A 22,697-nucleotide genomic window follows, 5' to 3' on the forward strand; every position below is an offset into this window, starting at 1 on the left:
GGAGCAGTTATGGGCGTGTTTTCGCGGTTCCGCCGGCGCAAGGATGAGGCGGAGGTCGTCGAGGTGGCGGAGGACGCGGTGACGGAGGCGGCCGGGGCGGTGGCGGCCGGGGAGCCGTCCCAGGAGGCGGCGCCGGGGGCCGGGGAGTCCGCGGCGGAGGACGGGACGGAGGCGGCGGCAGAGGCGTCCCCGGCGGCCGGCGAACGGCCGGAGGGCGGCGGTGCGGCGGCGGAGTCCGAGGCCACCCAGCCCGCCGAGGCCGCTGCGGCCACCGAGGCCGCCGGAGCGGCCGACGCGGACGCCACCGGGATCCCCCGGCAGCAGACGGCCGGGGACGTGGCGGACCGGGAGGCCGGCGAGGGCGCGCGGAAATAGCCGGGCGCCCGCCCCGTGGGCGTCGCCGGCGCGGACGGGCGGGGGGGGCGTACGGGCAGTGCGGCATATCTGGGCGTACGGGCGTACGCCGTCAACCCGCCGTCCCGGCGGCGACGGCCCGCAGCGGCCTACGGGCGTACCGGCGGCCGCCCAGGGCCTAGGACCAGGCCGCCACCGCGTACCCCACCCCGTAGGGGGCCTCCTCGCGGAGCAGGCGGCCGCGCAGGCCGGCGTCCTCGGCGGCGCCCGCCAGGACCTGCCAGGAGGCGCGGCCGGAGACCAGCAGGGCGGCGGCCAGTTCCTCGTCCAGGGCGGCCAGGGCGGCGGTGTCGGCGGCGCCCAGGGCGCCGAACGCGGCCGCGTCGAACGCCTCGGCCCGTTCGTCGAAGTAGCCCGGCGCCTTGACCGAGCGGCGGGCGCTGCCGTCGCCCATGACCAGCAGCGCCACCCGGGGCGCGGCCCCGGCCAGTTCCCGGCCCAGCGGCAGGCAGCGGTCCCGGGGCAGCCGCTCGGCCACCGCCACGCCCTCCACGGGCGCGCCGGACCACTCCGTACGGGACAGCAGCCAGGCGCCCACGGCCAGGGAGGCCGGCACCCCCGGCCCGGTGGGCCGGTCCTCCGGCGCGGGCCCGGCCGGGCCCAGTGTCACGTCGAGCGCGACGCCGAAGCGGCGGAACGTTCCCGGAGCGCCCTGCGGGTAGCGGGCCGCGTCGGCCTCGGCGCGGTCCGGGCCCAGGACGATCAGCCGGTCGGGGCGGGCCGCGGCGAGCACCCCGACGGCGTCCACGCAGGCGGCCCGCACCGGCTCCAGCTCCGGTGCGGCGCCCGCGGCGACCTCGGGGACGAGCAGCGGCGGGCAGGGGCAGAGGGCGGCGGCTACGAGCATGCCACGCAGCGTAACGCCCGGTCCGGCGCCCCGGGGCACGGGCCGCCGGACCGGGCCGGAGGTCAGTCGCAGCCGCAGCCCGCGGAGGCGGCCGGCAGCGGCTCGGGGGCGCCGATCTTCGGCAGGCCGAGCATCACCCCGGCCGGCTTGGCGGCCGCCGCGGCGGTGCGCTTCTCCCAGGCGTCGCCCGCGCGGGTGCGGCGCACCCCCAGGACCGGGCCCTCGGCCAGGAGGTGGTGCGGGGCGGCGTAGGTGACCTCGACGGTGACCACGTCGCCGGGGCGCACCGGCTCGTCGGGGCGGGTGAAGTGCACCAGGCGGTTGTCGGGGGCGCGGCCCGAGAGGCGGTGGGTGGCGCCGTCCTTGCGGCCCTCGCCCTCGGCGACCATCAGCTCCAGGGTGCGGCCGACCTGCTTCTTGTTCTCCGCCCAGGAGATCTCCTCCTGGAGGGCGACCAGGCGCTCGTAGCGGGCCTGCACGACCTCCTTGGGGATCTGCCCGGCCATCTCGGCGGCGGGGGTGCCGGGCCGCTTGGAGTACTGGAAGGTGAACGCCTGGGCGAACCGCGCCTCGCGGACCACGTGCAGGGTCTGCTCGAAGTCCTCCTCGGTCTCCCCGGGGAAGCCGACGATGATGTCGGTGGTGATCGCCGCGTGCGGGATGGCGGCCCGGACCTTCTCGATGATGCCGAGGTAGCGCTCCTGGCGGTACGAGCGGCGCATCGCCTTCAGGACGGTGTCCGAGCCGGACTGGAGCGGCATGTGGAGCTGCGGCATCACGTTCGGCGTCTCGGCCATCGCGGCGATCACGTCGTCGGTGAAGTCGCGCGGGTGCGGTGAGGTGAAGCGGACCCGCTCCAGGCCCTCGATCGTCCCGCAGGCCCGCAGCAGCTTGCTGAACGCCTCGCGGTCGCCGATGTCCGAGCCGTAGGCGTTGACGTTCTGGCCGAGCAGGGTGATCTCGGAGACGCCCTCGGCCACCAGCGCCTCGACCTCGGCGAGGATGTCGCCGGGCCGGCGGTCCTTCTCCTTGCCGCGCAGCGCCGGGACGATGCAGAAGGTGCAGGTGTTGTTGCAGCCCACGGAGATCGAGACCCAGGCGGCGTAGGCGCTCTCGCGGCGGGTCGGCAGCGTGGAGGGGAACGCCTCCAGCGCCTCGGCGATCTCGACCTGGGCCTCCTCCTGGACGCGGGCGCGCTCCAGGAGGACGGGCAGCTTGCCGATGTTGTGCGTACCGAAGACGACGTCCACCCAGGGCGCCTTCTTGACGATGGTGTCGCGGTCCTTCTGGGCCAGGCAGCCGCCGACCGCGATCTGCATCCCGGGGCGCCGGGCCTTCATCGGGGCCAGCCGGCCGAGGTTGCCGTACAGCCGGTTGTCGGCGTTCTCCCGCACCGCGCAGGTGTTGAAGACGACGACGTCGGCCTCGCCCTCGCCGGCGTCCTCGGGGGCCCGTACGTAGCCCGCCTCCTCCAGCAGGCCCGAGAGCCGCTCGGAGTCATGGACGTTCATCTGGCACCCGTAGGTGCGCACCTCGTACGTTTTCACTTCGGCCACTGCTCCGCCGGCCACGTCGTTACCGCTCACCCGTCCAGGGTACGGGCTCCCGGCGGGCGCTCCGGCTGCCCTCCCCGGGGGCGGGAGCCGAGCCGTGACCTTCCGGGCCCTCCCGCCGGCGCGGCCCGGCTGGCAGGATCCCGCCCATGGCAACCCTCCCCCGTCCCGGCCGGCGCCGGGCGCTGACCGCCGCCGCCGTGGCGCTGGCCCTGCTCGGGCTGGTGCTGTGGTGCGTGCAACCGGGAGCGCCGGCTCCGCCCCGGGGGCGGGTGCCGCTGGCCACCGGTGTCCCGACCGGGGTGTACGCGCGCTACGGGGAGCTGCTGAAGGCCGATCTCGCGCGGGACCTGCCGGGGGTGGACCTGCGGCTGCTGCGCAGCGAGGGATCGATCGACAATCTGCGCCAACTGGCCTCGGGGCGGGCCGCGTTCACCATCGCGACGGCGGACGCGGTGGCCGACTACCGGGCCCGGCGGGAGCCCGGCGCGGACCGGCTGCGGGCCTGCGCGCGGCTCTACGACGACTACATGCAGCTGGTGGTGCCCCGGGGGGCCGAGGTGCGGTCGGTCCGCGATCTGCGGGGGCTGCGGGTGGGGGTCGGCGCGGACAGCTCGGGTGTGCAGCTGATCACCCGGCGGCTGCTGGCGGCCGCCGGACTGGACTTCGACCGCGACATCGTCCCCGTCCGGGTGGGCATCGACCGGATGCCGGACATGCTGGAGCACGGCGAGCTGGACGCGTTCTTCTGGTCGGGCGGGCTGCCCACGCAGGCGGTGCAGCAGCTGGCGCAGCGGTATCCGGTGAAGCTGGTGCAGCTGGGGGACCTGATCCCGGCGCTGCACCGGCAGGGCGAGCGGACGCGGTACTACCGGGCCGCGGTGATGCCCGCCGACGCCTACCCCCTGGTCCAGAACGGCCAGGCGGTGAAGACGATCGCGGTGGCCAATCTGCTGGTGACCACGGACCGGGAGGACGCCGCGCTGACGTTCGGGATCACCCGGACGGTCATCCGCAGCCGGGACGCGATCGGGCACGAGGTGCACGCGGCGCAGAACGTGGACCTGCGGACGGCGGTGTTCACCGATCCGCTGCCGCTGCACCAGGGGGCACGGGACTACTACGTGTCGGTCAAGGAGTGAGCGGTCGGCAGGGAGCGGGAGGCAGGGGCCACGGGTCGGTGCGTTCGCCGCGCACCGTGCCGTAGTGCACTGACGCAACAGGGCTGCATTGCCCGCGCGGCCGGCCCTGCATTGTTCGCGCATTGCCCGCAGCCTTCTCGGTGCAATCCGATCGATTGACCTCGGTGCAATGCGCGCACCCCGGCCCCGCCGCCCGTCACGGCGCGCTGCGCGGTACCGACACCGTCACCTCCAGCCCGTGCGGTGGGTGCGGGGCGTAGGCGATGGTGGCGCCGCCGGCGGCGAGCAGGGCGCGGGTGATCGACAGGCCGAGGCCGGAGCCGGAGACGTTCTGGTGGCGGTTGCTGCGCCAGAACCGGTCGCCGATCCGGGCCAGTTCCTCCTCCGCCAGGCCGGGGCCGCGGTCGGCGACGGTGATCGTGACGCGTTCCCCGTCGGGCGCGACCGCGACCGTCACCGGCTCCCCGGCCGGGGTGAACTTCAGCGCGTTGTCGACCACCGCGTCCAGGGCGCTGGAGAGCGCCACCGGGTCGGCCCAGCCGGTGACCGCGGGCCGGCCCTCGTAGCTGAGCCGGACCCCCTTGTCCTCGGCGAGCGGACGCCAGGCCCCGACGCGTTCGGCGGCCAGTGCGGCGATGTCGGTGAGCTGGAGGTCGGCGGCGGAGTGCTCGGCGAGCGCCAGGTCCAGGAGGTCGTCCAGCACCCGCGCCAGCCGCTTGCCCTCGGTGCGCACCGAGGCGATCTCGGCATTGCCCTCGGGGAGTTCCAGGGCCAGCAGCTCGATCCGCAGCAGCAGCGCGGAGAGCGGGTTGCGCAGCTGGTGGGAGGCGTCGGCGACGAACGCGCGCTGCTGCTCCAGGACGTCCTCGACGTGGTCGGCCATCTCGTTGAACGAGCGGGCCAGCCGCCGGAGTTCGGGCGGCCCGGCGGTCGCGGCGACCCGGGCGTTCATCCGGCCGGTGGCGATGTCGTGGCTGGCCGCGTCCAGCACCCGCACCGGCCGCAGCACCCAGCCGGTCAGCCGGAACGCCGCGGCGACCGCGGCCAGCATGGCCGCGCACACCCCGCCCGCGATGGTCAGCCACCCGTGCAGGATCCGCGCGCGCATCCGCCCGGTGGGCGAGTCGGTGACGACCACCGCGACCACGTCGCCGTCCCGGATGACCGGGGAGGCGACCGGGACCCGGCCGGTGTCGTCCCAGGGCCAGACCTGGGGCGGGTCGTGGCTGCGCCGGCCGGCCAGCGCCTCGCTGAACGCCCGGGCGCCCTCCCCGTCCTCGGGCACCGCCAGGTCCGCGGGGGCCGCGGCCATCGGGGTGCGGTCGCGGTAGAAGACGCCGGCCCGGATGCCGTACAGCTCGTGGTAGCGGATGAGTTCGGCGCGGAGGGTGGCCAGCCGCTCGTCCTCCTCGGGCGTCTTGCTGCCCGGTGCGGCGCTGGGCCGGGCGGTGACGAACTGGGCGAGCGAGGCGAAGCGGGCGGCGTCGTCGATCCGGTCGACCACCACCTTCTGCTGCTCCACCCCGGCGGTGATCACGCCCAGCGGTACGCCGAGCGCGAGCAGCACACCGGCCATCAGGACGATGAGGAGCGGCAGGAGGCGGGTGCGCACGGTCCGGGGCAGCCGTCAGGGAGCGGCCGGGCGGGCCCCGGCGGCGGGTCCCGCGGACGGCCCGGCGGACGGTACGACGAGGCGGTAGCCGACCCCGCGGACCGTCTCGATCAGCGCCGGCATCCGCAGCTTCGCGCGCAGCGAGGCGATGTGCACCTCCAGCGTGCGGCCGGTGCCCTCCCAGCTCGTCCGCCACACCTCGCTGATGATCTGCTCCCGCCGGAAGACCACCCCGGGCCGCTGCGCGAGCAGGGCGAGCAGGTCGAACTCCTTGCGGGTGAGCGGGACCGCGGTGCCGTCCACCGACACCTGGCGGGTGGGGAGTTCGACGGCGAGCGGCCCGAGCCGGATCGGCTCCCGGGGGCCGCCGTCGTCGGTGGTCCGGTCGGAGCCGCCGGCCGGGCCGCCCGCCGTCCCGGTGGTGGCGGTGCGCCGGCTCACCGCGTGGATCCGGGCGAGGAGTTCACCGGTGTCGTAGGGCTTGACGACGTAGTCGTCGGCGCCGAGGTTGAGGCCGTGTATCCGGGAGCGGACGTCGGAGCGCGCGGTGACCATGATCACCGGCGTGCGGGAGACCTTGCGGATCCGGCCGCACACCTCGAAGCCGTCCTGGTCGGGCAGCCCGAGGTCGAGCAGCACCACCGCGAACGGCTCGGCGTCGTCGGGCAGCAGCGCCTGGAGCGCCTCGCCGCCGCTGCGGGCGTGCACGACGGTCAGGCCGTGCCGGGCCAGCACCGCGGACAGGGCCGCGGCGACGTGGTCGTCGTCCTCGACGAGCAGCAGTCTCATCCGGCCCCCTCCTCCACCCTCGCGCGTACGGGCCACAGGGCATCTACGGCGATGGGCGGCCCGCCCGTCAAGAGGCGGCCCCCTCCCGGCGGCGATCCGTTACCCACCCGGTACGCCCCGCGACACACGGACGGTGACCGCGCCGCGACCGGACGGCGCCGGTCTTCACCCGCGGTGTCCGTTTGCGGCCGGATCGTTAGCTCAATTCTCGCTCAGATGTAATGACGCTGGTCGCAGGCCGTCATTAGGGTCCTCCCAACCGAGGAGGACGGAGCTGTACGCCGATGAGCGAAGTACCGGTGACCGAGAACGCCGGGGGTGCCGCGCCCGCGGGGGATCCGCTGGTCGTGCTGGACAAGGTGAACAAGCACTTCGGCGCGCTGCACGTCCTCCAGGACATCAACCTGACGATCCGGCGCGGTGAGGTCGTGGTGGTGATCGGGCCCTCCGGGTCCGGCAAGTCCACGCTCTGCCGCACGATCAACCGCCTGGAGACCATAGGCACCGGCAGCATCGCCATCGACGGCAAGCCGCTGCCGCAGGAGGGCCGCGAACTGGCCCGGCTGCGCGCCGATGTGGGCATGGTGTTCCAGTCCTTCAACCTCTTCGCGCACAAGACCGTGCTGGAGAACGTGATGCTGGGCCAGACCAAGGTCCGCAAAACGGATAAGGCGGCCGCGGAGAAGAAGGCCCGTACGCTGCTCGACCGGGTCGGCGTCGGCGCCCAGGCGGAGAAGTACCCCGCGCAGCTCTCCGGCGGTCAGCAGCAGCGGGTGGCGATCGCCCGCGCGCTGGCCATGGACCCGAAGGTGATGCTCTTCGACGAGCCGACCTCGGCCCTCGACCCGGAGATGATCAACGAGGTGCTGGAGGTCATGCAGCAGCTCGCCCGGGAGGGCATGACCATGGTCGTGGTCACCCACGAGATGGGGTTCGCCCGCTCCGCGGCGAACCGGGTCGTCTTCATGGCGGACGGCAAGATCATCGAAGAGGCCGAGCCGACCCAGTTCTTCGACAACCCGCGCAGCGACCGGGCGAAGGACTTCCTGTCGAAGATCCTCCACCACTGAGGCCGCGGTTGGGCCACCATGATTGCCAACACCGCCTGAATCTAAGGATGTTCACATGAGGATGCGTAAGACGGCTGCGGCGGGCGCGGTGGTGCTCGCGCTGGCGGCGACGGCGACCGCGTGCGGCGGCGAGTCCGGCACGGCGGGCGACAAGCAGGCCGGCAGCGACGTTTACAGCGGTACGTACACGGTCGCCAAGGATGTGAAGGTCGACTCGCCGACGCTGAAGAAGGCCCAGAAGGCCGGCCAGATCACCATCGGCGTCAAGGCCGACCAGCCGTTCCTCGGTTTCAAGGACCCGGCGACCAACAAGTACTCCGGTTTCGACATCGAGATCGCCAAGATGATCGCCGCCGACCTGGGCTTCTCCGAGAAGCAGATCAAGTTCGACACGATCGACTCGAACATCCGCGAGACCACCATCTCCAAGGGCCAGGTCGACTACTACGTCGGTACGTACACCATCAACGACGAGCGCAAGAAGCAGGTCGGCTTCGCGGGCCCGTACTACACCGCCGGCGCCGACCTCCTGGTGCGCAAGGACGACAAGGCCATCACCGGCCCGGAGTCCCTCAGCGGCAAGAAGGTCTGCTCCATCGTCGGCTCCACCCCGCTCCAGGAGATCAAGAAGCCCAAGTACGGCGCGGTCACCACGGAGCTGTCGAAGTACTCGGACTGTGTGAAGTCCCTGCTGGACGGGTCGGTCGACGCGGTCACCACCGATGACGCGATCCTCAAGGGCTACGCCGCCCAGCGCCCGGAGAAGCTCCGGGTCGTCGGGAAGCCGTTCACCAAGGAGCCCTACGGCGTCGGCCTGAACAAGGACGACAAGGCCCTGCGCGACGCGATCACCACCGCGCTGGAGAACCACATCAAGAACGGCGACTACAAGAAGGCGTACGAGGGCACGCTCGGCAAGTCCGGCTCGCCGTACGTCGCCCCGGAGACGCCGCTGCCGCGCTACTAGGCCGCGCACACCGCACCGGACCGCGCCGCCCCGTACGCCCGCCGCGGCGGGTGTGCGGGGCGCGCGCCGTCTTCCGCCCGCCGCGCCCCGCCCCGCCCGCCGCCGACCCGACCGCTACCGCGGAGACCCCATGAACGTACTCCTCGATTATCTGCCCGAGTTCCGGGACGGGTTCCTCGGAACCCTGGCGATCACCGCGTCCAGCGCCCTGCTCGCCCTGGTGCTCGGCGTGCTCATAGCCGGTTTCCGGGTCTCTCCGGTCCCGCCGCTGCGCGCCTTCGGCACGGCCTGGGTGACGGTGCTGCGCAACACGCCGCTGACGCTGCTCTTCCTCGTCGCGTTCTTCGTCGTACCGCAGATCCTCTTCCAGGGCGCCAGCCCCTACATCCTGGGCACCCTCGCGCTCGGCTTCTACACCTCCTCGTTCGTGTGCGAGGCGGTGCGGGCCGGTATCGGCACCGTGCCGCTGGGGCAGGCGGAGGCGGCCCGCAGCCTGGGCATGACCTTCTCCCAGACGCTGCGGCTGATCGTGCTGCCGCAGGCGACCCGGACCGTGGTCCCACCGCTGAGCAGCATCATCATCGCGCTCACCAAGAACTCCGCGATCGCCGGCGCGTTCGGCTACGGCGAACTGTTCAACGTCTCCAAGCTGCTCAACGACAAGGGCTACGCCATCGCCTGGATCTTCCTGTGGACGGCGCTGGCCTACCTCGTCATCACCTTCTCGGTCAGCGGCCTGTTCCGGCTGGCGGAGCGCCGGCTGGGGGTCGCCCGGTGAACGCGCACCACGGCCGCGGCAGCGGGTACGACACGGACGGAACGGCGCCGACGCCGCGCACCGGCGGGGCGGGACGAAGCGAGGTACAGGCATGAGTGGTGCGAGCGTCCTCTACGACGTGCCGGGGCCGAAGGCGAAGGCCCGCAACCGCGTCTACAGCGTCATCGGCGTGCTGGCGGTGCTGGGGCTGATCGCCTTCGCGGTGGCGCGGCTGAACGCCAAGGGCCAGCTGGACCCGGCGGTCTGGCAGATCTTCAACTACGCCGGGGTGCGGACCAGCATCCGCGACGGTGTGCTGGCCACCCTCCAGGTCTTCGCGGTGGCCGGGGTGCTGTCGCTGGTCCTGGGCCTGCTGCTGGCGGTGGCCCGGCTCTCCGACCACAAGCCGGTGCGGTGGTTCGCCACCGGCTTCATCGAGCTGTTCCGCGCGGTCCCGCTGCTGATCACCATCTACGCGCTGTGGGTGATCCTGCTGACCAACCGCGACGCGCTCGGCCTGACCGGCAGCCAGCCGCAGTTCTGGGCGCTGGTCGTGGGCCTGACGGTCTACAACGGCTCGGTGCAGGCCGAGGTGGTGCGGGCCGGCATCAACGCCGTCCCCAAGGGCCAGCGCGAAGCCGCGTACGCGCTGGGCATGAGCAAGACGCAGGTCATGACCACCGTGCTGCTCCCGCAGGCGGTCCGGGCGATGCTGCCGACGATCATCAGCCAGCTGGTGGTGACCCTGAAGGACACCTCGCTCGGCTACATCGTCACCTACGAGGAACTCCTCTACACCGCCCGCCTGATGAGCACCAACATCATCGTGAACGGGAACGACACCTACATCCCGGTGATCATCGTCATAGGCAGCGTCTACGTGGCGATGTGCCTGGCGCTGTCCGGCCTCGCCAACTGGATCGAGCGGCGCGGGCGGCGGGCCCGGACCGGCATCGGGACGGCCGCGGCCGCCGAGCCGGTGGCGGCCGCCGGCGCCACGGACGGCGCGGGTCCGGCACCGGAGGCGCCGGTGGGGGCCAAGGACTGACGGGGCGTCCGGGCGTCCGGCTTCCGGTCCGGGGGCCGGGCGTACGGCTTCCGGTCGCACGGGCGTCCGGTTGTACGAAGGCCGGTCGCACGGCTTCCGGCCGTACGGCGGCCGGAGCGGGCCGTGGCGGAGGCGGTGGCAAGGGCGCCACCGCCTCCGTCACTTGACGCCGACCGCCGCAGTGGGTTGCATACGCTGTGTGATCACGCACCGGCCGCCCACCGCCCGTTCCCGCACGTCCCGTACGTACCGCCGGATCCAGGGAGCCGCCCCGTGGAGCCGGTGATCGTCGTCGGCGCCGGCCCGGTCGGCCTGGCCGCCGCCCTGGCCCTGACCCGGTACGCGGTACCGGTCGTGGTGCTCGACGAGACCGGCGGCCAGGAGGAGCCCCGGCTCGCGCGGACCGTCGTACTGCGCCCGGACACCGCGGCGTTCGCGGCCCGGCTCGGCTGCGCGGAGGTCCTGGAGAGCGCCGGCGCCCGCTGGTCCGCCTGGCGCACCATGCGCCGCCGGCGGCTGCTCGAACGGGTCGCCTTCACCGGCGGGGAGCCCGAGGGCGGGAGCGGCGGCGCGGACCGGGAGGGGCCGGCCGCGCCCGCGCCCCCGGCGCACCTCCCGCAGCACGCGCTGACCGCCGCGCTGCGCGCCGCGCTGGCCCGCGAACCGCTCGCCCAGGTGGCCACCGGCAGCCGGCTGGCCGCCATCGACCAGGACGCCGCGGGCGTCACCGCGCAGACCCGCGGCCCCAACGGCGCGCGGTGGCGCGGGAGTTACCTCATCGGCTGCGACGGCCCGCGGTCCACGGTCCGCAAACTCCTCGACATCCGCTTCCCGGGCCGTACCGCCGTCGAGCGGCACGCGGTGGCCGCGCTGCGCACCGAACTCCCCTGGCCCGGCGAGGCGCTGCTGCACCGCTCACCGGCCCGGCACGGCGGCGGCCGGGTCAGCGAGGTGTCCGCGCGCCCGCTGCCCGGCGGGGTGTGGCGGCTGGACTGGCTGCTGCCGCCGGGGCGCGATCTGGTGACGCCGGACGCGCTGGTGGCCCGGATCCGCGATTCGCTGGCGGGCTGGGCGGCGGAGGCGGACGTTCCGGGCCTGGGCCCCGGCATCGGCTCCGGCTCCGGGGACGACGGCGGGGGCGCGGGCGGTCGGGCGCACGCCGGGCTGGTCCCGCCGTACGACCTGCTCGACACCGGCGTCCACACCGTGCACCACCGGCTGGCCCGGACCTGGCGGCGGGGCCGCGCCTTCCTCGCCGGGGACGCCGCGCATCTGCTGGGCGCGCTGGGCACCCAAGGGCTGGACGAGGGCCTGCGCGACGCCGGGAACCTCGCCTGGAAGCTCGCCCTGGCCTGGCACCAGGGCGCCACCGAGACCCTGCTCGACAGCTACCAGGCCGAGCGCCGGACCGCGGTCGCCGCCCGGCTGCGGGCCGCCGACTCGGCGCTGCCGCTGCTGCGGGACGGCGGCGCGGTGCGCTGGCGGACGGTGCTGCCGGGCGCGGCGCGCGGCCGCTCCACCCTGCTGACCGATGGCCACCTGGGCCGCGGCCCGCTCGGCGCGGCCCCGTCCTATCCGCGGACGCCGCTGGCCGCCCCGGCCGGGCTGCCCGGTGAGACGGCGGTCGGGACGGCACCGGGGGCACCGGTGGCGGACGTTCCGGTCACCGCCTCCGATGGCGCGTCGGTGGGTCTCCGCGACCGGCTGGGCCGGGGCCTGCTCGTGGTCCTGGTGGCGCCGGGTACCGGCGTCTGGGACCGGCGGCACTGGCAGTCGGCGGGGCTGATGCCCCGGCTGACCGAGGCGGTCGCCGCGCTGCCGATGCCCGCCGAGGTCCTGGTCACCGAGGCGTATCCGGGCGCCGCCGCGCACACCGTGCTGGTGGTGCGCCCGGACGGCCACCTGGTCGCCGCGCTGACCGGGGTCCGCCCGGACCAGCTGACGGCGTGCGCGGAGGCGGTGCGCGGGGGGACGGCTGAGGCGGCGGGCCTGGCCGGCGGGGCTTCGGGGCCGGCGGACGGGGTGCCGGGGCCGGCGGGCGCTGCTGCCGGGGCGGACGGTGGTGCGGACGGGGCGCACGGTGGTGCGGCGGAGGCGGCGGCCGGTGGCGTACGCCCGGCAGCCGGCCCCGCACCCGGCGCGCCCCTCGCGCTCCCCCACCCGGTTGACCCCCCGGGAAGCTCCGTGCTTCACTCCGAGAGTGACTGATCACAGCGCGCGTTTCTGGCGGAGGGTCCATCTGGACCTGCTCCGCTACGCGGGCTGCATGTGTCGTCCGTCCTGCTGAACCCGCCCGCCCCGGCCCTCGCCGCGGCGGTCTCCCGGCGCGGCTCTACGCCCCTCGGCGGCCGCGCCCCGCGCCTCGCTCACCAGGACGGTTCTTGTGCCCGACGCAGTCATTCCCGTACGCCCGCGTGCCGCCGCGCACGACGGCGGTCCCAGCGCCGCCGAACTCCTCGACTTCACCCGCCGTACCGCCGCCGACCGCGCGCTGGTCGCCTCGCTCCCGCTCGACCCCGAAGGCCGCACCTGGATCCGGCTGGACGGCCCCGGCGGCAGTGAGGCTTGGCTGATCGGCTGGCCGCCCGGCACCGGCACCGGGTGGCACGACCACGGCGGTTCGCGCGGCGCCTTCGCGGCGGCCGCCGGCGAGCTGACCGAGCAGTCGCTGGCCGCCGCGATCCCCACCGAGGGCTGGAAGACCCTGGAGCTGGCCGATGGCGTGGACCGCGAGCGCCGGCTCGGCGGCGGCCGCGGCCGGGCGTTCGGCCCGCACCATGTGCACCAGGTGCTCAACCTCTCCCCCGACACCCACGCGGTGTCGGTGCACGCCTACTACCCGCCGCTGCCGCTGATGCGGCGCTACAGCCGGACCGGCGCGGTCCTCCGGCTGGAAGAGGTCGAGCGCCCGGAGGAGTGGCGATGAGCGCGATCGACGACCTGCTGGCCCGGGCCCGGCAGAGCCTGTCCCGGGTGGGCCCGGCCGAAGCGGCGGCGGTCCAGGCATCCGGCGGCCTGCTGGTGGACATCCGCTATGCCCGATTGCGCGAACGGGACGGCACCATCCCCGGCGCCCTGATCGTGGAACGCAACGAGCTGGAATGGCGCCTCGACCCCACGGGCGACCACCGCCTCCCCGAGGCCACCCACCACGCCCTCCCGATCGTCGTGATCTGCAACGAGGGCTACGCCTCCAGCCTCGCGGCCGTCTCCCTCCACACCCTGGGCCTCCCCCACGCCACCGACCTCATCGGCGGCTTCCAGGCATGGCGAGCGGCGGGACTGCCGGTCGAACGGTGACGGGTCGAACGGTGACGGGCCACCGGGCGCGGTGTCCTGCCGGGACGTGGCGACGGGCCGGGCCCGTCCTCGCCAGGGACGGCGACGGGCCGCGACCGTGGCTGGCCAGGACGGGGACAGGCTGGGCTTGGCGACTGGCCGGGCGCGGTGATGAGACCGGCCAAGCCGTGCCGAACCGTGCGGAGCCGTGCAGAACCGAGCCGGACCGAGTCAGGCCACGCCGTCAGACATCCGGTAGATGCTCGTCCAGCAGGTCCGCGTCCTCGCCCTCCTCTTCCAGGGCCTGGCGGACGACGCGGAGGGCGAGGCCCTCCGGGTAGCCCTTGCGGGCCAGCATGCCGGCCAGGCGGCGGAGGCGCTTGTCGCGCTCCAGGCCGCGGGTGGCGCGGAGCTTGCGGTCGACCAGTTCGCGGGCGGTGGTCTCCTCCTGGGCGGGATCCAGGCGGGCGACGGCCTCGTCGATCACCGCGGAGTCCACGCCCTTGGTGCGCAGCTCGCGCGCCAGGGCCCGGCGGGCCAGGCCCCGGCCGTGGTGGCGGGACTCGACCCAGGCGCCGGCGAACGCGGCGTCGTCGATCAGCCCGACGTCCTCGAAGCGGGAGAGCACCTCCTCGGCGGCCTCCTCGGGGATGCCCCGCTCGCGCAGGGCGTCGGCGAGCTGCTTGCGGGTCCGCGGACTCCCGGTGAGCAGGCGCAGGCAGATCGCCCGCGCCTGCTCCTCGGGCGTACGCGGCGGTCCCGACCCGGCCCTCGACGGGCGGGAACCACCGCCGTTCCTCGCCGCGGCGCCGTCCTCGCGGGCGGCGCCGCCGGTCCGGCAGCTACGGTGCTCGGCGTCGCCGGAAGCGCCGGGTCCGCCCGCGCTCTCCGGCCATTCCGTTCGCCGTGTCATGCCGGGGTCAGCTCTTGGCCGCCGCGGTCTTGGCACTCTTGGCGGTCTTGGCCGCCGCGGCCGGCGGGGCCTTGGCCGGGGCCTCCGCGGGGCCGGCCGCGTCCGCGCCCGGCTCGGCTGCGGGCTCCTCCGGGCGGACACCGACGCCCAGCTTCTCCTTGATCTTCTTCTCGATCTCGTTGGCCAGGTCGGGGTTGTCCTTGAGGAAGTTGCGGGCGTTCTCCTTGCCCTGGCCGAGCTGGTCGCCCTCGTAGGTGTACCAGGCGCCGGCCTTGCGGACGAAGCCGTGCTCCACGCCCATGTCGATCAGACCGCCCTCGCGGCTGATGCCCTGGCCGTAGAGGATGTCGAACTCGGCCTGCTTGAAGGGCGGGGCGACCTTGTTCTTGACGACCTTGCAGCGGGTGCGGTTGCCGACCGCCTCGGTGCCGTCCTTCAGCGTCTCGATGCGGCGGATGTCGATCCGGACCGAGGCGTAGAACTTCAGCGCGCGGCCACCGGTCGTGGTCTCCGGCGAGCCGAACATCACGCCGATCTTCTCGCGGAGCTGGTTGATGAAGATCGCGGTGGTCTTGGACTGGTTGAGCGCGCTGGTGATCTTGCGCAGCGCCTGGCTCATCAGGCGGGCCTGGAGGCCGACGTGGGAGTCGCCCATCTCGCCCTCGATCTCGGCGCGCGGCACCAGGGCGGCCACGGAGTCGATCACGATGAGGTCCAGGGCGCCGGAGCGCACCAGCATGTCGACGATCTCCAGGGCCTGCTCGCCGTTGTCCGGCTGGGACAGGATGAGGTTGTCGATGTCGACGCCGAGCTTGCGCGCGTACTCGGGGTCGAGGGCGTGCTCGGCGTCCACGAACGCCACCTGGCCGCCGGCCTTCTGGGCGTTCGCCACCGCGTGCAGGGTCAGCGTGGTCTTACCGGAGGACTCCGGTCCGTAGATCTCCACGACCCGGCCGCGCGGCAGGCCGCCGACGCCGAGGGCGACGTCGAGGGCGGTCGAGCCGGTCGGGATGACCTCGATGGGCTCCTTGGACCGCTCGCCCATGCGCATGACCGCGCCCTTGCCGAATTGCCGTTCAATCTGTGCGAGTGCGGCGTCCAGCGCCTTCTCGCGGTCGGTGCCTGCCATGGGTTCCACCCGGTTTGCTTGAGTCGATCGCTTCACGTCCATGACGCTAACGCCTGCCACTGACAATGCGCCCGGACCCGGCTCCGGCCTGTGGATAACTCCGCGCCCGGCCCGGCCTTCCGCCGGTCCGGAGCCGCGTCAGGCGGCCGGTTTTCCCCATGAGAATGGATGTTCGATTTTGGTGTCAAGCCGCCCCGCCCGGCCCGGCACCCCGCTCCGGCGCCCGTCCGGCGTCCGGCCCGGCGCCCCGCTCCCCGTCCGGCCGCGCACCGCCCTCCGGCTCCGCGCCCTCCTCCGGCGCCGCCGGCCGCCGCCCGCCCCGCGGCCGCATCCGCGCGTCGTCCGCGACCTCGTAGCGCTTGACGTACGCGCCCAGGAACGCCTGCAGCGTCGCGGTCGCCGGGATGGCGATCAGCGCGCCGACCGCGCCCATCAGGGCCGTACCGGCGATCACCGAGCCGAAGGCGACGGCGGGGTGGATGTCCACGGTCTTCGCGGTGATCCGGGGCTGGAGGAGGTAGTTCTCGAACTGCTGGTAGACCACGACGAAGCCGAAGACCCACAGCGCGTACCAGGGATTGACGGTGAAGGCGATCAGGATGGGCAGCGCGCCCGCCAGATACGTACCGATCGTCGGGACGAACTGCGAGATCAGGCCGACCCACATGCCGAGCGCCGGGGCGTAGGGCACGCCCAGGATCTCCAGCAGGATGTAGTGCGCGACCCCGGAGATCAGCGCCATCAGGCCCCGGGAGTACAGATACCCGCCGGTCTTGGCGACCGCGATCTCCCAGGCGCGCAGCACCTCGGCCTGCCGGCGGGGCGGCAGCACCGAGCACAGCGCCCGCCGCAGCCGGGGGCCGTCGGCCGCGAAGTAGAACGAGAACAGCGCGATCGTGAGGAGGTTGAACAGCCCGCCGAGCACCTGCGCGGAGACCGCCAGGACGTTGTTGGCGCTGTCCTGGACGTACTTCTGGAGCCAGTCGGAGTTCAGCAGGTTGTTCTGCACCTGCACCCGGGAGAGGTGGCTGTGGAAGGTGCTGTTGATCCAGCTGATCACGGAGTCGAGGTACTGCGGGAACTCCTCGACCATGGTCGCTATCTGGCCGGCCAGCATCGATCCCAGCAGCGTGACGAACCCGACCGAGCCGATCAGGATCGCCAGGAAGACCAGGCCGGTGGCCAGCCCCCGGCGCATGCCCCGGCCGGCCATCCAGTCGACGGCCGGCTCGACGGCGAGCGCCAGGAAGAACGCGATGAGCACGTTCAGCAGCAGACTGATCAGCTGGTGGAAGCCCCAGATGGCGAGCTGGAAGCAGGCCACGAGGGCGAGCGCGAGGACCATGGCGCGGGGCAGCCAGCGCGGCATCCGCGCCCCGTCCCACCCTCCCGGGCGGTCCCGGGGCGCGTCGTCGGAGCGGGGGCCGTCGTGGCTGCTGATCTCATCTCTCACGGACACGCTGCCAAGTGTCGCGCACCGCGCCGACACCCGTCCCCGGCCCGCTCACCGCTTGTCCCGCGGCACCTCCATGACCGCGCAGACCACCCGCCACACCTCTTTGGCGCTCCATCCGGCGGCCAGCGCCTCGTTCACGGTCCGGCCGCCGAGCTCGGACATCACGTGGTCGCGGGCGAACGAATCGGCGTAGGCCGCGCCGAAGTGGTCCGCCATCCGCTCCCAGAACACCGTCAACCGCATGATTCCCGCCTCGCACCCGCTCCGGCCTGCACTGTCCCCGGCTTCCCGGCGTCCCGTGCCAACGGGGAGTGCCTGTGAGCCCACCTCCTTCATACCGCCGGCGCCGGACCGATGGCCAGCGAGGACGGCGCCGCGCGGGGCCGGAGGACCCACTCACACTTGCTAGATTGCGCAATCAAGCAGTCGAAGGTGAAACCGGTTCGGCCCGGTCGTCGTCTTCCCGGCCGGAACCGCCCTCTTCTGCGCCCGCGCAGAAGCCCCCGCGACCGCCCCACCGGTCCGGCCGTCCGAAGGATGTCGATGACAGGTCAGCGCACCGAAGCGCCGTACGGGTACGACGACCCGGCGCGGGATCCGGCGCGGGAGTCCCGCCGGGTCCCGGGCCCGCGGCGGCGCGGCGACGGGGCCGGCCCGTCCGGCCCCTCCTGGCGGGCCGGTGCGCCGCCGGACCGGAAGAGGGGGCGCCGGGCCGGCCGGGCCGCCCTGGTGGCGCTGGTGGTGGCGGCCGCGGGCGCGGTGGCCGGGACGGCCCTCGGCGGCCGGCCGGGCTGGGCGTTCGCGGTGACCGCGGCGCTCGGCGCGGCGCTGGCGGCGAAGACCTGCACCCGGGCCGGCGCCTGGTGGCTGATATCGGCGCCCCCGCTGGTGGTGGCGGTGGCCACCGTGGTGTGCGAGCAGGTGGCGGGCACCACCACCGTCCAGGGCAAGGGCCTGGCGACGGCGGCGGTGCGCTGGGCCGTGGACGGCTTCCCCGCCATGGCGGCGGCGGAGGCGGTGCTGATCGCCGTACTGGCGGTCCGGGGTATACGGGCCGGCCGGCGCGGCGGCCGGAAGCGGAGCGGGAGGAGCGGCGGTGCGTGACGAGCGGAGCCCGGACGGGCTGGGTCCCTACGGTGCGGAACCCGGCGGGGCCGGGGACGGCGGCGGCCGGGCCGCGCGCCGCCGGTCGGACCGGGGCGGCGCCACCGGGGCGGGCGGTCGGCGCCGCTCCCCTCTGGCCATCGCCGGGCGGACCGCGCTGGCCCTCTCCTCGGCACTGGTCCTCCTGGCCAGCGGGGTGTCCTGGGCCGCGTACAACTGGGTGAGCAGCGGGCTGAACACCTCGGACGCGCTGAACGCCATCGGCGGCAAGGACGCGCCCAAGCACCTGGACAACTCCGTGAACCTGCTGCTGATCGGCCTGGACTCACGCAAGGACATGAACGGCAACGACCTGCCGCGGGAGTTCGTCCGCGACCAGCTGCACGCCGGGTCCAGCGACATCGGGTACTACAACACCAACACGCTGATCCTGATGCACATTCCGGCCGACGGCGGGAAGGTCACCGCGTTCTCCGTCCCGCGCGACGACTATGTGCAGACCTTCAACGGGGACGGCACCTCCCAGGGGCACTTCAAGATCAAGGAGGCGTACGGCAACGCCTACACGGTCGCCCACGACAAGCTCGCCGCCCAAGGGGTCAAGGGTGCCGACCTGGAGAGCCGGAGCCGGGAGGCCGGCCGGGAGGCGACGCTGGCGACGGTGCAGAACTTCCTCCAGGTGCCGATCGACCACTTCGCCGAGGTCAACCTGCTGGGCTTCTACGACATCGCCAAGGTGCTCCAACCCATCGAGGTCTGCCTCAAGCACCCGGTCAAGGACCGCTATTCGGGCGCCGACTTCCCCGCCGGCCACCAGCAGCTCAACCCCAAGCAGGCGCTCGCCTTCGTCCGGCAGCGGCACGGCCTGGACGGCGGCGACCTGGACCGCACCCACCGCCAGCAGGCGTTCATCTCGTCGGTGACCCACAAGCTGAAGAGCGAGGGGGTCTTCGGGGACCTGGGCAAGCTCCAGGGGCTGTTCGACGTGGTGAAGAAGGACCTGGTGATCGACAGCAAGTTCGACGTCCTGGACTTCGCCCAGCAGGCCACCAACCTGACCGGCGGGAACGTGGTGTTCCACACCTTGCCGATCGCCGGTTTCGCCACCCGCAACCGGGAGTCCGTCAACCTCGTGGACGTGCCGAAGATCCGGTCCATCGTCCGGGCTCTGATCGGCGGCACGTCCGGCTCCCCGGGGGGCCCGGGCGGCAGCCCGTCCCCGTCCACGTCCACCAAGGCCGCCCCGGCAACCGTGGACGTGCTCAACGGCTCGGGGAAGACGGGGGCCGCGGCCGACGAGCTCAAGGCGCTGGCCGCGCTGGGCTACACCCCGGGGCGCACGGACAACGCCGCGTCCCGGCAGCGGACCACCGTCCGCTACGGCGCCGGGGCCGAGGAGGCCGCCCGGCAGCTCGCCGGCCGGCTGGGCACCGCCGCACCGGTCTCCTCGGCCGCGGTGCCCGCGGGCCACGTCCAGGTCGTCCTGGGCACCGACTTCACCGCACCGCCCGCCACGGAGGCGCCGACGGCCCCCGAGACGTCCGCGGACCCGGCCACGAAGGGCGGCGCGCCCTCGCAGGTCCCGTCCGACGCGTTCGCCGGCGACTCCGTCAAGGAGGGCGGTATCCCCTGCGTCAACTGAGGCCCGCGGGGCCCCCGTTCGCCCCGTATTGCCGCCGCGCGCCCGGTATCCGGGACGGCGTCCGCCCCGGCGGCAGTACGGGGCGGAGGCGTGCGGCCTAGACTGGGCCGTCCGGCGAGCAACGGGGAGAGCCGCAGTGGTGAAGAGCGTCGAGGGCGCGGGCAAGGGGGCGGGCGCGGCGGCCGATCCGTCCGGTGAGGTGCTGGCCGAGGCGGCCGCGGTCTTCGGGCTGCTCGCCTCGCCGCCGCGGCTGCACATCGTCTGGGCGCTGGCCCAGGGCGAGAGCGACGTCACCGGCCTGGCCGAACGTCAGCCAGCACCTGTCCAAGCTCAAGCTCGCCGGACTGGTCCGCTCCCGCCGCGAAGGCCGCCGGGTCGTCTACTTCGTCGACGACCCCGACACCGTCACCGTTATGCGCACCCTCGTCGACCAGCTCACCGCCCGCGCCGCCGGCCCCGCACCGGCCCGCCGGCGGGGCCTGGGCGGCCTCCGCGGGTTCGGCGGCTGAGTCCGGGCTTCCCGGGTCGTCCGGTCCGTCCGGAGGCCCGTGCGAAGCCCTGGGCGGCCGTGGCCCGTTCGCCCCGCGCCGCCCCCTTTCGTCCGCTCGGCGCGGTCCCGTACCGTGCACCGGATCGGCATCCCGCAAAACACTTCAGATATTGCGCAACCATGGAACCCCGGGCGGGTCCCGCGCGTTGTCAAGGACGACGGCACAGACAGGATTCACGGACTGCTGGAGGGTTTTTCATGGGTGTGTCCCTGGCCAAGGGCGGCAACGTCTCGCTCAGCAAGGAGGCCCCGGGCCTCACCGCGGTGACCATCGGCCTGGGCTGGGCCGTCCGCACCACCACCGGCGCCGACTACGACCTGGACGCCTCCGCCCTGTTGTGCGCGCAGTCCGGGAAGGTCCTCTCCGACCAGCACTTCGTGTTCTTCAACAACCTCACCAGCCCGGACGGTTCGGTGGTGCACTCCGGCGACAACCTCACCGGCGGCAGCCACGGCGACGACGAGCAGATCCAGGTCGATCTGGCCGCGGTCCCGCCCGAGGTCGCCAAGATCGTCTTCCCGGTCTCCATCTACGAGGCCGAGGAGCGCGGCCAGAGCTTCGGCCAGGTACGCGACGCCTTCATCCGGGTGGTCAACCAGGCCGACGGCCGGGAGATCGCCCGGTACGACCTCACCGAGGACGCCTCCACGGAGACCGCGATGGTCTTCGGCGAGGTCTACCGGCACGGCGCGGAGTGGAAGTTCCGCGCCATCGGCCAGGGTTACGCCTCGGGGCTGCGCGGGATCGCGCAGGATTTCGGGGTCAACGTCGGCTGAGTCGGCTGAGTCGGCTGAGTCGGCTGAGTTGACGGAACGGCGGCGTGGCGGCCGGCGGGCCGGGGCGGGGCGCTCCCCGGCCGGGCCCGCGGCGCACGCCCGAAGGAGCGCGTGATGGCGGAATCCCGGGTGCGGTGGCGGTGGCTGGTGCTGCCGGGCGCCGCGCTGGCCCTGTGGGCCGTGGCGCATACGGGCCACGGCCCCGCTCCTACGGGCCAGGGGGCCGGCCCGGGGGCCGCGCCGCCCTCGGCCGTCCCACCGGGCGCCGGCCCGTCCGCACAGCCCGGTAGCGGCACCGCGGGGCCCGGTGACGGCACGTACGATCCGGCCGACTGCGCGCCCGCGGTGCGCCGTTACGCGGCGGCGGCCGGCGTCCACCCCCAGCTCCTGATGGCGATCCTCTACAACGAGGCGTACAAACCGCACGATCCGGCGCTGGAGCGCGCCTGGCAGCGCTACAAGCCCGACGCCGCCTTCGGGATCGCCAACATGCACCGGGCCGCCTTCGACGAGGTCAAGCGCGGCCGGGACTTCGCCGGCCGTAAGTGGGAGGAGCTGCCCGACGACCGGGATCTGGCGGTCGAGGCGGCCGCCTGGTACCTCCACGACCTGGACCGCCAACTGCCCGCCCGGTGGCCGGGGCGGTACGGCCGGGACGACCTGCTGGCGCTCGGCTACAACACCGGCGCGGGCAATATGCTCGCTTTCGCCCGGGGCGCCACCCCGGGGAGCCAGGCCCGCTCCTACCTGGACACCCTGCACGGCAACTGGCCCCGGGCGGGCCGGGCCGTGGCGCCGTAACCGGGCCGTCGCACGGCAATCGGGCGGCAGGCCGTGACCGGACCGTCGGGCGGTAACCAGGCCGTCCGGGGGGCGCGAGCGCCGCTCCGCGCGCCGTTTCGCGCGCTCCTGACGGCGGTTCAGCCGCATACTTCAAGCATTGCGCAAGGCGGGGAACCTTGCCGTTTTCCTCGGCGTTGTAGCCGACGGACGCCGCAAGCCGGGAACGATTGGGAGGACGTCATGGGCGTGGCCCTGACCAAGGGCGGCAATGTGTCGCTCAGCAAACAGGCGCCGGGTCTGACCGCCGTCAGGGTGGGGCTGGGCTGGCAGGTGGGAGCCGTCGCCGGGACCGCCCACGACCTCGACGCCAGCGCGCTGCTGTGCGGGGAGTCCGGCAAGGTCCTCTCCGACCAGCACTTCGTGTTCTTCAACAACCTCACCAGCCCCGATGGCGCGGTACGGCACTCCGGCAGCCGCCCCACCGGTGAGGACAACGAGCAGATCGAGGTCGATCTGGCGGCGGTCCCGCCGGAGGTCGCCAAGATCGTCTTCCCGGTCTCGCTCTACGAGGCCGAGCAGCGCGGCCACGACTTCGGCCAGCTCCGCAGCGCCTACATCCGCGTCGTGGACCAGGCGAGCGGTGCCGAGCTGGCCCGTTACGACCTCTCCGGCCAGGCCGCCACCGAGACCGCGATGGTCTTCGGCGAGCTGTACCGCCACGGCACGGACTGGAAGTTCCGCGCGATCGGCCAGGGTTACGCCTCCGGGCTCGCCGGTATCGCGCAGGACTACGGCGTCGACGTGCTGCGCCCGGAGCCGGCCCCCGCGGCCGCCCCGGTGCCGCCCGCCCCGCCCGCCCCCGCAG

At 73.9% G+C, this 22,697-nt stretch carries 23 protein-coding genes and 1 pseudogene; 16 read left to right on the forward strand and 8 right to left on the reverse strand.

Annotated elements, in window-relative coordinates:
* The first annotated feature begins 9 nt into the window (after positions 1–9).
* Positions 10–375 carry a hypothetical protein gene (locus tag ADL22_RS05380; RefSeq protein ID WP_107116230.1) on the forward strand — a complete coding sequence of 122 codons (366 nt, stop codon included), beginning with the start codon at positions 10–12 and terminating at the stop codon, positions 373–375.
* 157 nt (positions 376–532) lie between these two features.
* Here the strand turns inward: ADL22_RS05380 and ADL22_RS05385 are convergent, their stop codons facing one another.
* Together ADL22_RS05385 and miaB are read right to left on the reverse strand one after the other, a co-directional pair.
* Positions 533–1,261, reverse strand: a complete 729-nt coding sequence (locus ADL22_RS05385) for a class III extradiol dioxygenase subunit B-like domain-containing protein (RefSeq protein ID WP_066974245.1) — start codon at positions 1,259–1,261, stop codon at positions 533–535.
* Positions 1,262–1,323: 62 nt separating this feature from the next.
* Positions 1,324–2,847 carry a tRNA (N6-isopentenyl adenosine(37)-C2)-methylthiotransferase MiaB gene (gene miaB / locus ADL22_RS05390; protein WP_420711538.1) on the reverse strand — a complete coding sequence of 508 codons (1,524 nt, stop codon included), beginning with the start codon at positions 2,845–2,847 and terminating at the stop codon, positions 1,324–1,326.
* A gap of 116 nt (positions 2,848–2,963) precedes the next feature.
* Between miaB and ADL22_RS05395 the strand changes: the two genes are divergently transcribed.
* Complete coding sequence (locus tag ADL22_RS05395) at positions 2,964–3,956, forward strand: TAXI family TRAP transporter solute-binding subunit (RefSeq protein WP_066974246.1); 993 nt, start codon at positions 2,964–2,966, stop codon at positions 3,954–3,956.
* A 196-nt stretch (positions 3,957–4,152) separates the two neighbouring features.
* On the opposite strand, the gene ADL22_RS05400 is transcribed toward ADL22_RS05395, so the two are convergent.
* The gene (locus tag ADL22_RS05400) at positions 4,153–5,568 is read right to left on the reverse strand and encodes a sensor histidine kinase (protein WP_066974247.1); all 1,416 of its coding nucleotides are present in this window, start codon (positions 5,566–5,568) and stop codon (positions 4,153–4,155) included.
* Between the two features lie 15 nt (positions 5,569–5,583).
* Positions 5,584–6,357 (reverse strand): response regulator transcription factor, encoded by a 774-nt coding sequence (locus ADL22_RS05405; RefSeq protein ID WP_066974248.1) that lies wholly within the window; start codon positions 6,355–6,357, stop codon positions 5,584–5,586.
* A gap of 284 nt (positions 6,358–6,641) precedes the next feature.
* Between ADL22_RS05405 and ADL22_RS05410 the strand changes: the two genes are divergently transcribed.
* The 8 genes from ADL22_RS05410 to ADL22_RS05440 all read left to right on the forward strand — a co-directional run bounded on the left by ADL22_RS05410 (position 6,642) and on the right by ADL22_RS05440 (position 13,499).
* Entirely contained in the window at positions 6,642–7,427 is a 786-nt protein-coding gene (locus tag ADL22_RS05410; RefSeq protein WP_066974249.1) for an amino acid ABC transporter ATP-binding protein, read from the forward strand.
* A 55-nt stretch (positions 7,428–7,482) separates the two neighbouring features.
* Positions 7,483–8,394 carry a glutamate ABC transporter substrate-binding protein gene (locus ADL22_RS05415; RefSeq protein ID WP_066974250.1) on the forward strand — a complete coding sequence of 304 codons (912 nt, stop codon included), beginning with the start codon at positions 7,483–7,485 and terminating at the stop codon, positions 8,392–8,394.
* A gap of 130 nt (positions 8,395–8,524) precedes the next feature.
* Positions 8,525–9,172, forward strand: coding sequence for an amino acid ABC transporter permease (locus ADL22_RS05420; RefSeq protein WP_066974251.1), 648 nt, complete (start codon positions 8,525–8,527; stop codon positions 9,170–9,172).
* A gap of 91 nt (positions 9,173–9,263) precedes the next feature.
* Positions 9,264–10,199, forward strand: a complete 936-nt coding sequence (locus ADL22_RS05425; protein ID WP_066974252.1) for an amino acid ABC transporter permease — start codon at positions 9,264–9,266, stop codon at positions 10,197–10,199.
* 273 nt (positions 10,200–10,472) lie between these two features.
* On the forward strand, positions 10,473–12,407 hold the full coding sequence (locus ADL22_RS05430; protein WP_079063858.1) for an FAD-dependent monooxygenase: 1,935 nt from the start codon (positions 10,473–10,475) through the stop codon (positions 12,405–12,407).
* Complete coding sequence (locus tag ADL22_RS36795) at positions 12,400–12,486, forward strand: putative leader peptide (protein ID WP_324615508.1); 87 nt, start codon at positions 12,400–12,402, stop codon at positions 12,484–12,486. Before ADL22_RS05430 ends, ADL22_RS36795 begins: the two co-directional genes overlap by 8 nt.
* 96 nt (positions 12,487–12,582) lie before the next feature.
* The gene (locus ADL22_RS05435; RefSeq protein WP_066974253.1) at positions 12,583–13,125 is read left to right on the forward strand and encodes a cysteine dioxygenase; all 543 of its coding nucleotides are present in this window, start codon (positions 12,583–12,585) and stop codon (positions 13,123–13,125) included.
* Entirely contained in the window at positions 13,122–13,499 is a 378-nt protein-coding gene (locus tag ADL22_RS05440) for a rhodanese-like domain-containing protein (protein ID WP_066974254.1), read from the forward strand. Before ADL22_RS05435 ends, ADL22_RS05440 begins: the two co-directional genes overlap by 4 nt.
* 223 nt (positions 13,500–13,722) lie before the next feature.
* On the opposite strand, the gene recX is transcribed toward ADL22_RS05440, so the two are convergent.
* From recX to ADL22_RS05460, 4 genes are all read right to left on the reverse strand, one after another.
* On the reverse strand, positions 13,723–14,391 hold the full coding sequence (gene recX, locus ADL22_RS05445) for a recombination regulator RecX (protein WP_066974255.1): 669 nt from the start codon (positions 14,389–14,391) through the stop codon (positions 13,723–13,725).
* A 7-nt stretch (positions 14,392–14,398) separates the two neighbouring features.
* Positions 14,399–15,520, reverse strand: a complete 1,122-nt coding sequence (gene recA / locus ADL22_RS05450) for a recombinase RecA (RefSeq protein ID WP_066974256.1) — start codon at positions 15,518–15,520, stop codon at positions 14,399–14,401.
* Between the two features lie 184 nt (positions 15,521–15,704).
* Positions 15,705–16,889 carry an AI-2E family transporter gene (locus ADL22_RS05455; RefSeq protein WP_066974257.1) on the reverse strand — a complete coding sequence of 395 codons (1,185 nt, stop codon included), beginning with the start codon at positions 16,887–16,889 and terminating at the stop codon, positions 15,705–15,707.
* Positions 16,890–17,024: 135 nt separating this feature from the next.
* A complete protein-coding gene (locus ADL22_RS05460; protein ID WP_066974258.1) occupies positions 17,025–17,219 on the reverse strand; it encodes a DUF3046 domain-containing protein in 195 nt (64 codons plus the stop codon).
* Positions 17,220–17,519: 300 nt separating this feature from the next.
* On the opposite strand from ADL22_RS05460, the gene ADL22_RS05465 reads away from it, so the two are divergent.
* The 6 genes and pseudogenes from ADL22_RS05465 to ADL22_RS05485 form a co-directional block, all read left to right on the forward strand.
* Positions 17,520–18,080, forward strand: a complete 561-nt coding sequence (locus ADL22_RS05465; protein WP_066974259.1) for a DUF6542 domain-containing protein — start codon at positions 17,520–17,522, stop codon at positions 18,078–18,080.
* The gene (locus ADL22_RS05470) at positions 18,073–19,722 is read left to right on the forward strand and encodes an LCP family protein (RefSeq protein ID WP_079063859.1); all 1,650 of its coding nucleotides are present in this window, start codon (positions 18,073–18,075) and stop codon (positions 19,720–19,722) included. The genes ADL22_RS05465 and ADL22_RS05470 overlap by 8 nt, the downstream gene beginning before the upstream one ends.
* Positions 19,723–19,858: 136 nt before the next feature.
* Positions 19,859–20,231: pseudogene (locus tag ADL22_RS33545) on the forward strand (ArsR/SmtB family transcription factor).
* A gap of 239 nt (positions 20,232–20,470) precedes the next feature.
* Positions 20,471–21,049 carry a TerD family protein gene (locus tag ADL22_RS05475; RefSeq protein WP_066974260.1) on the forward strand — a complete coding sequence of 193 codons (579 nt, stop codon included), beginning with the start codon at positions 20,471–20,473 and terminating at the stop codon, positions 21,047–21,049.
* A 114-nt stretch (positions 21,050–21,163) separates the two neighbouring features.
* Positions 21,164–21,850: a hypothetical protein gene (locus ADL22_RS05480; RefSeq protein WP_066974261.1), complete on the forward strand. Its 687-nt coding sequence runs from the start codon at positions 21,164–21,166 to the stop codon at positions 21,848–21,850.
* Between the two features lie 222 nt (positions 21,851–22,072).
* Positions 22,073–22,697: TerD family protein (locus ADL22_RS05485; protein ID WP_420711539.1), on the forward strand; the 625-nt coding region annotated here is incomplete at its 3' end.

The organism is Streptomyces sp. NRRL F-4489, assembly GCF_001509485.1.
Classification (GTDB): domain Bacteria; phylum Actinomycetota; class Actinomycetes; order Streptomycetales; family Streptomycetaceae; genus Streptomyces.

Coding starts and splice junctions, on each gene's coding strand:
- ADL22_RS05385 (WP_066974245.1), bottom strand. CDS start 1,261: ATGCTCGTAGCCGCCGCCCTCTGCCCCTGCCCGCCGCTGCTCGTCCCC.
- ADL22_RS05460 (WP_066974258.1), bottom strand. CDS start 17,219: ATGCGGTTGACGGTGTTCTGGGAGCGGATGGCGGACCACTTCGGCGCG.
- recX (WP_066974255.1), bottom strand. CDS start 14,391: ATGACACGGCGAACGGAATGGCCGGAGAGCGCGGGCGGACCCGGCGCT.
- ADL22_RS05405 (WP_066974248.1), bottom strand. CDS start 6,357: ATGAGACTGCTGCTCGTCGAGGACGACGACCACGTCGCCGCGGCCCTG.
- ADL22_RS05420 (WP_066974251.1), top strand. CDS start 8,525: ATGAACGTACTCCTCGATTATCTGCCCGAGTTCCGGGACGGGTTCCTC.
- ADL22_RS05415 (WP_066974250.1), top strand. CDS start 7,483: ATGAGGATGCGTAAGACGGCTGCGGCGGGCGCGGTGGTGCTCGCGCTG.
- ADL22_RS05480 (WP_066974261.1), top strand. CDS start 21,164: ATGGCGGAATCCCGGGTGCGGTGGCGGTGGCTGGTGCTGCCGGGCGCC.
- ADL22_RS05475 (WP_066974260.1), top strand. CDS start 20,471: ATGGGTGTGTCCCTGGCCAAGGGCGGCAACGTCTCGCTCAGCAAGGAG.
- ADL22_RS05395 (WP_066974246.1), top strand. CDS start 2,964: ATGGCAACCCTCCCCCGTCCCGGCCGGCGCCGGGCGCTGACCGCCGCC.
- ADL22_RS05380 (WP_107116230.1), top strand. CDS start 10: ATGGGCGTGTTTTCGCGGTTCCGCCGGCGCAAGGATGAGGCGGAGGTC.
- recA (WP_066974256.1), bottom strand. CDS start 15,520: ATGGCAGGCACCGACCGCGAGAAGGCGCTGGACGCCGCACTCGCACAG.
- ADL22_RS05440 (WP_066974254.1), top strand. CDS start 13,122: ATGAGCGCGATCGACGACCTGCTGGCCCGGGCCCGGCAGAGCCTGTCC.
- ADL22_RS05455 (WP_066974257.1), bottom strand. CDS start 16,889: ATGCCGCGCTGGCTGCCCCGCGCCATGGTCCTCGCGCTCGCCCTCGTG.
- ADL22_RS05465 (WP_066974259.1), top strand. CDS start 17,520: ATGACAGGTCAGCGCACCGAAGCGCCGTACGGGTACGACGACCCGGCG.
- ADL22_RS05425 (WP_066974252.1), top strand. CDS start 9,264: ATGAGTGGTGCGAGCGTCCTCTACGACGTGCCGGGGCCGAAGGCGAAG.
- ADL22_RS05410 (WP_066974249.1), top strand. CDS start 6,642: ATGAGCGAAGTACCGGTGACCGAGAACGCCGGGGGTGCCGCGCCCGCG.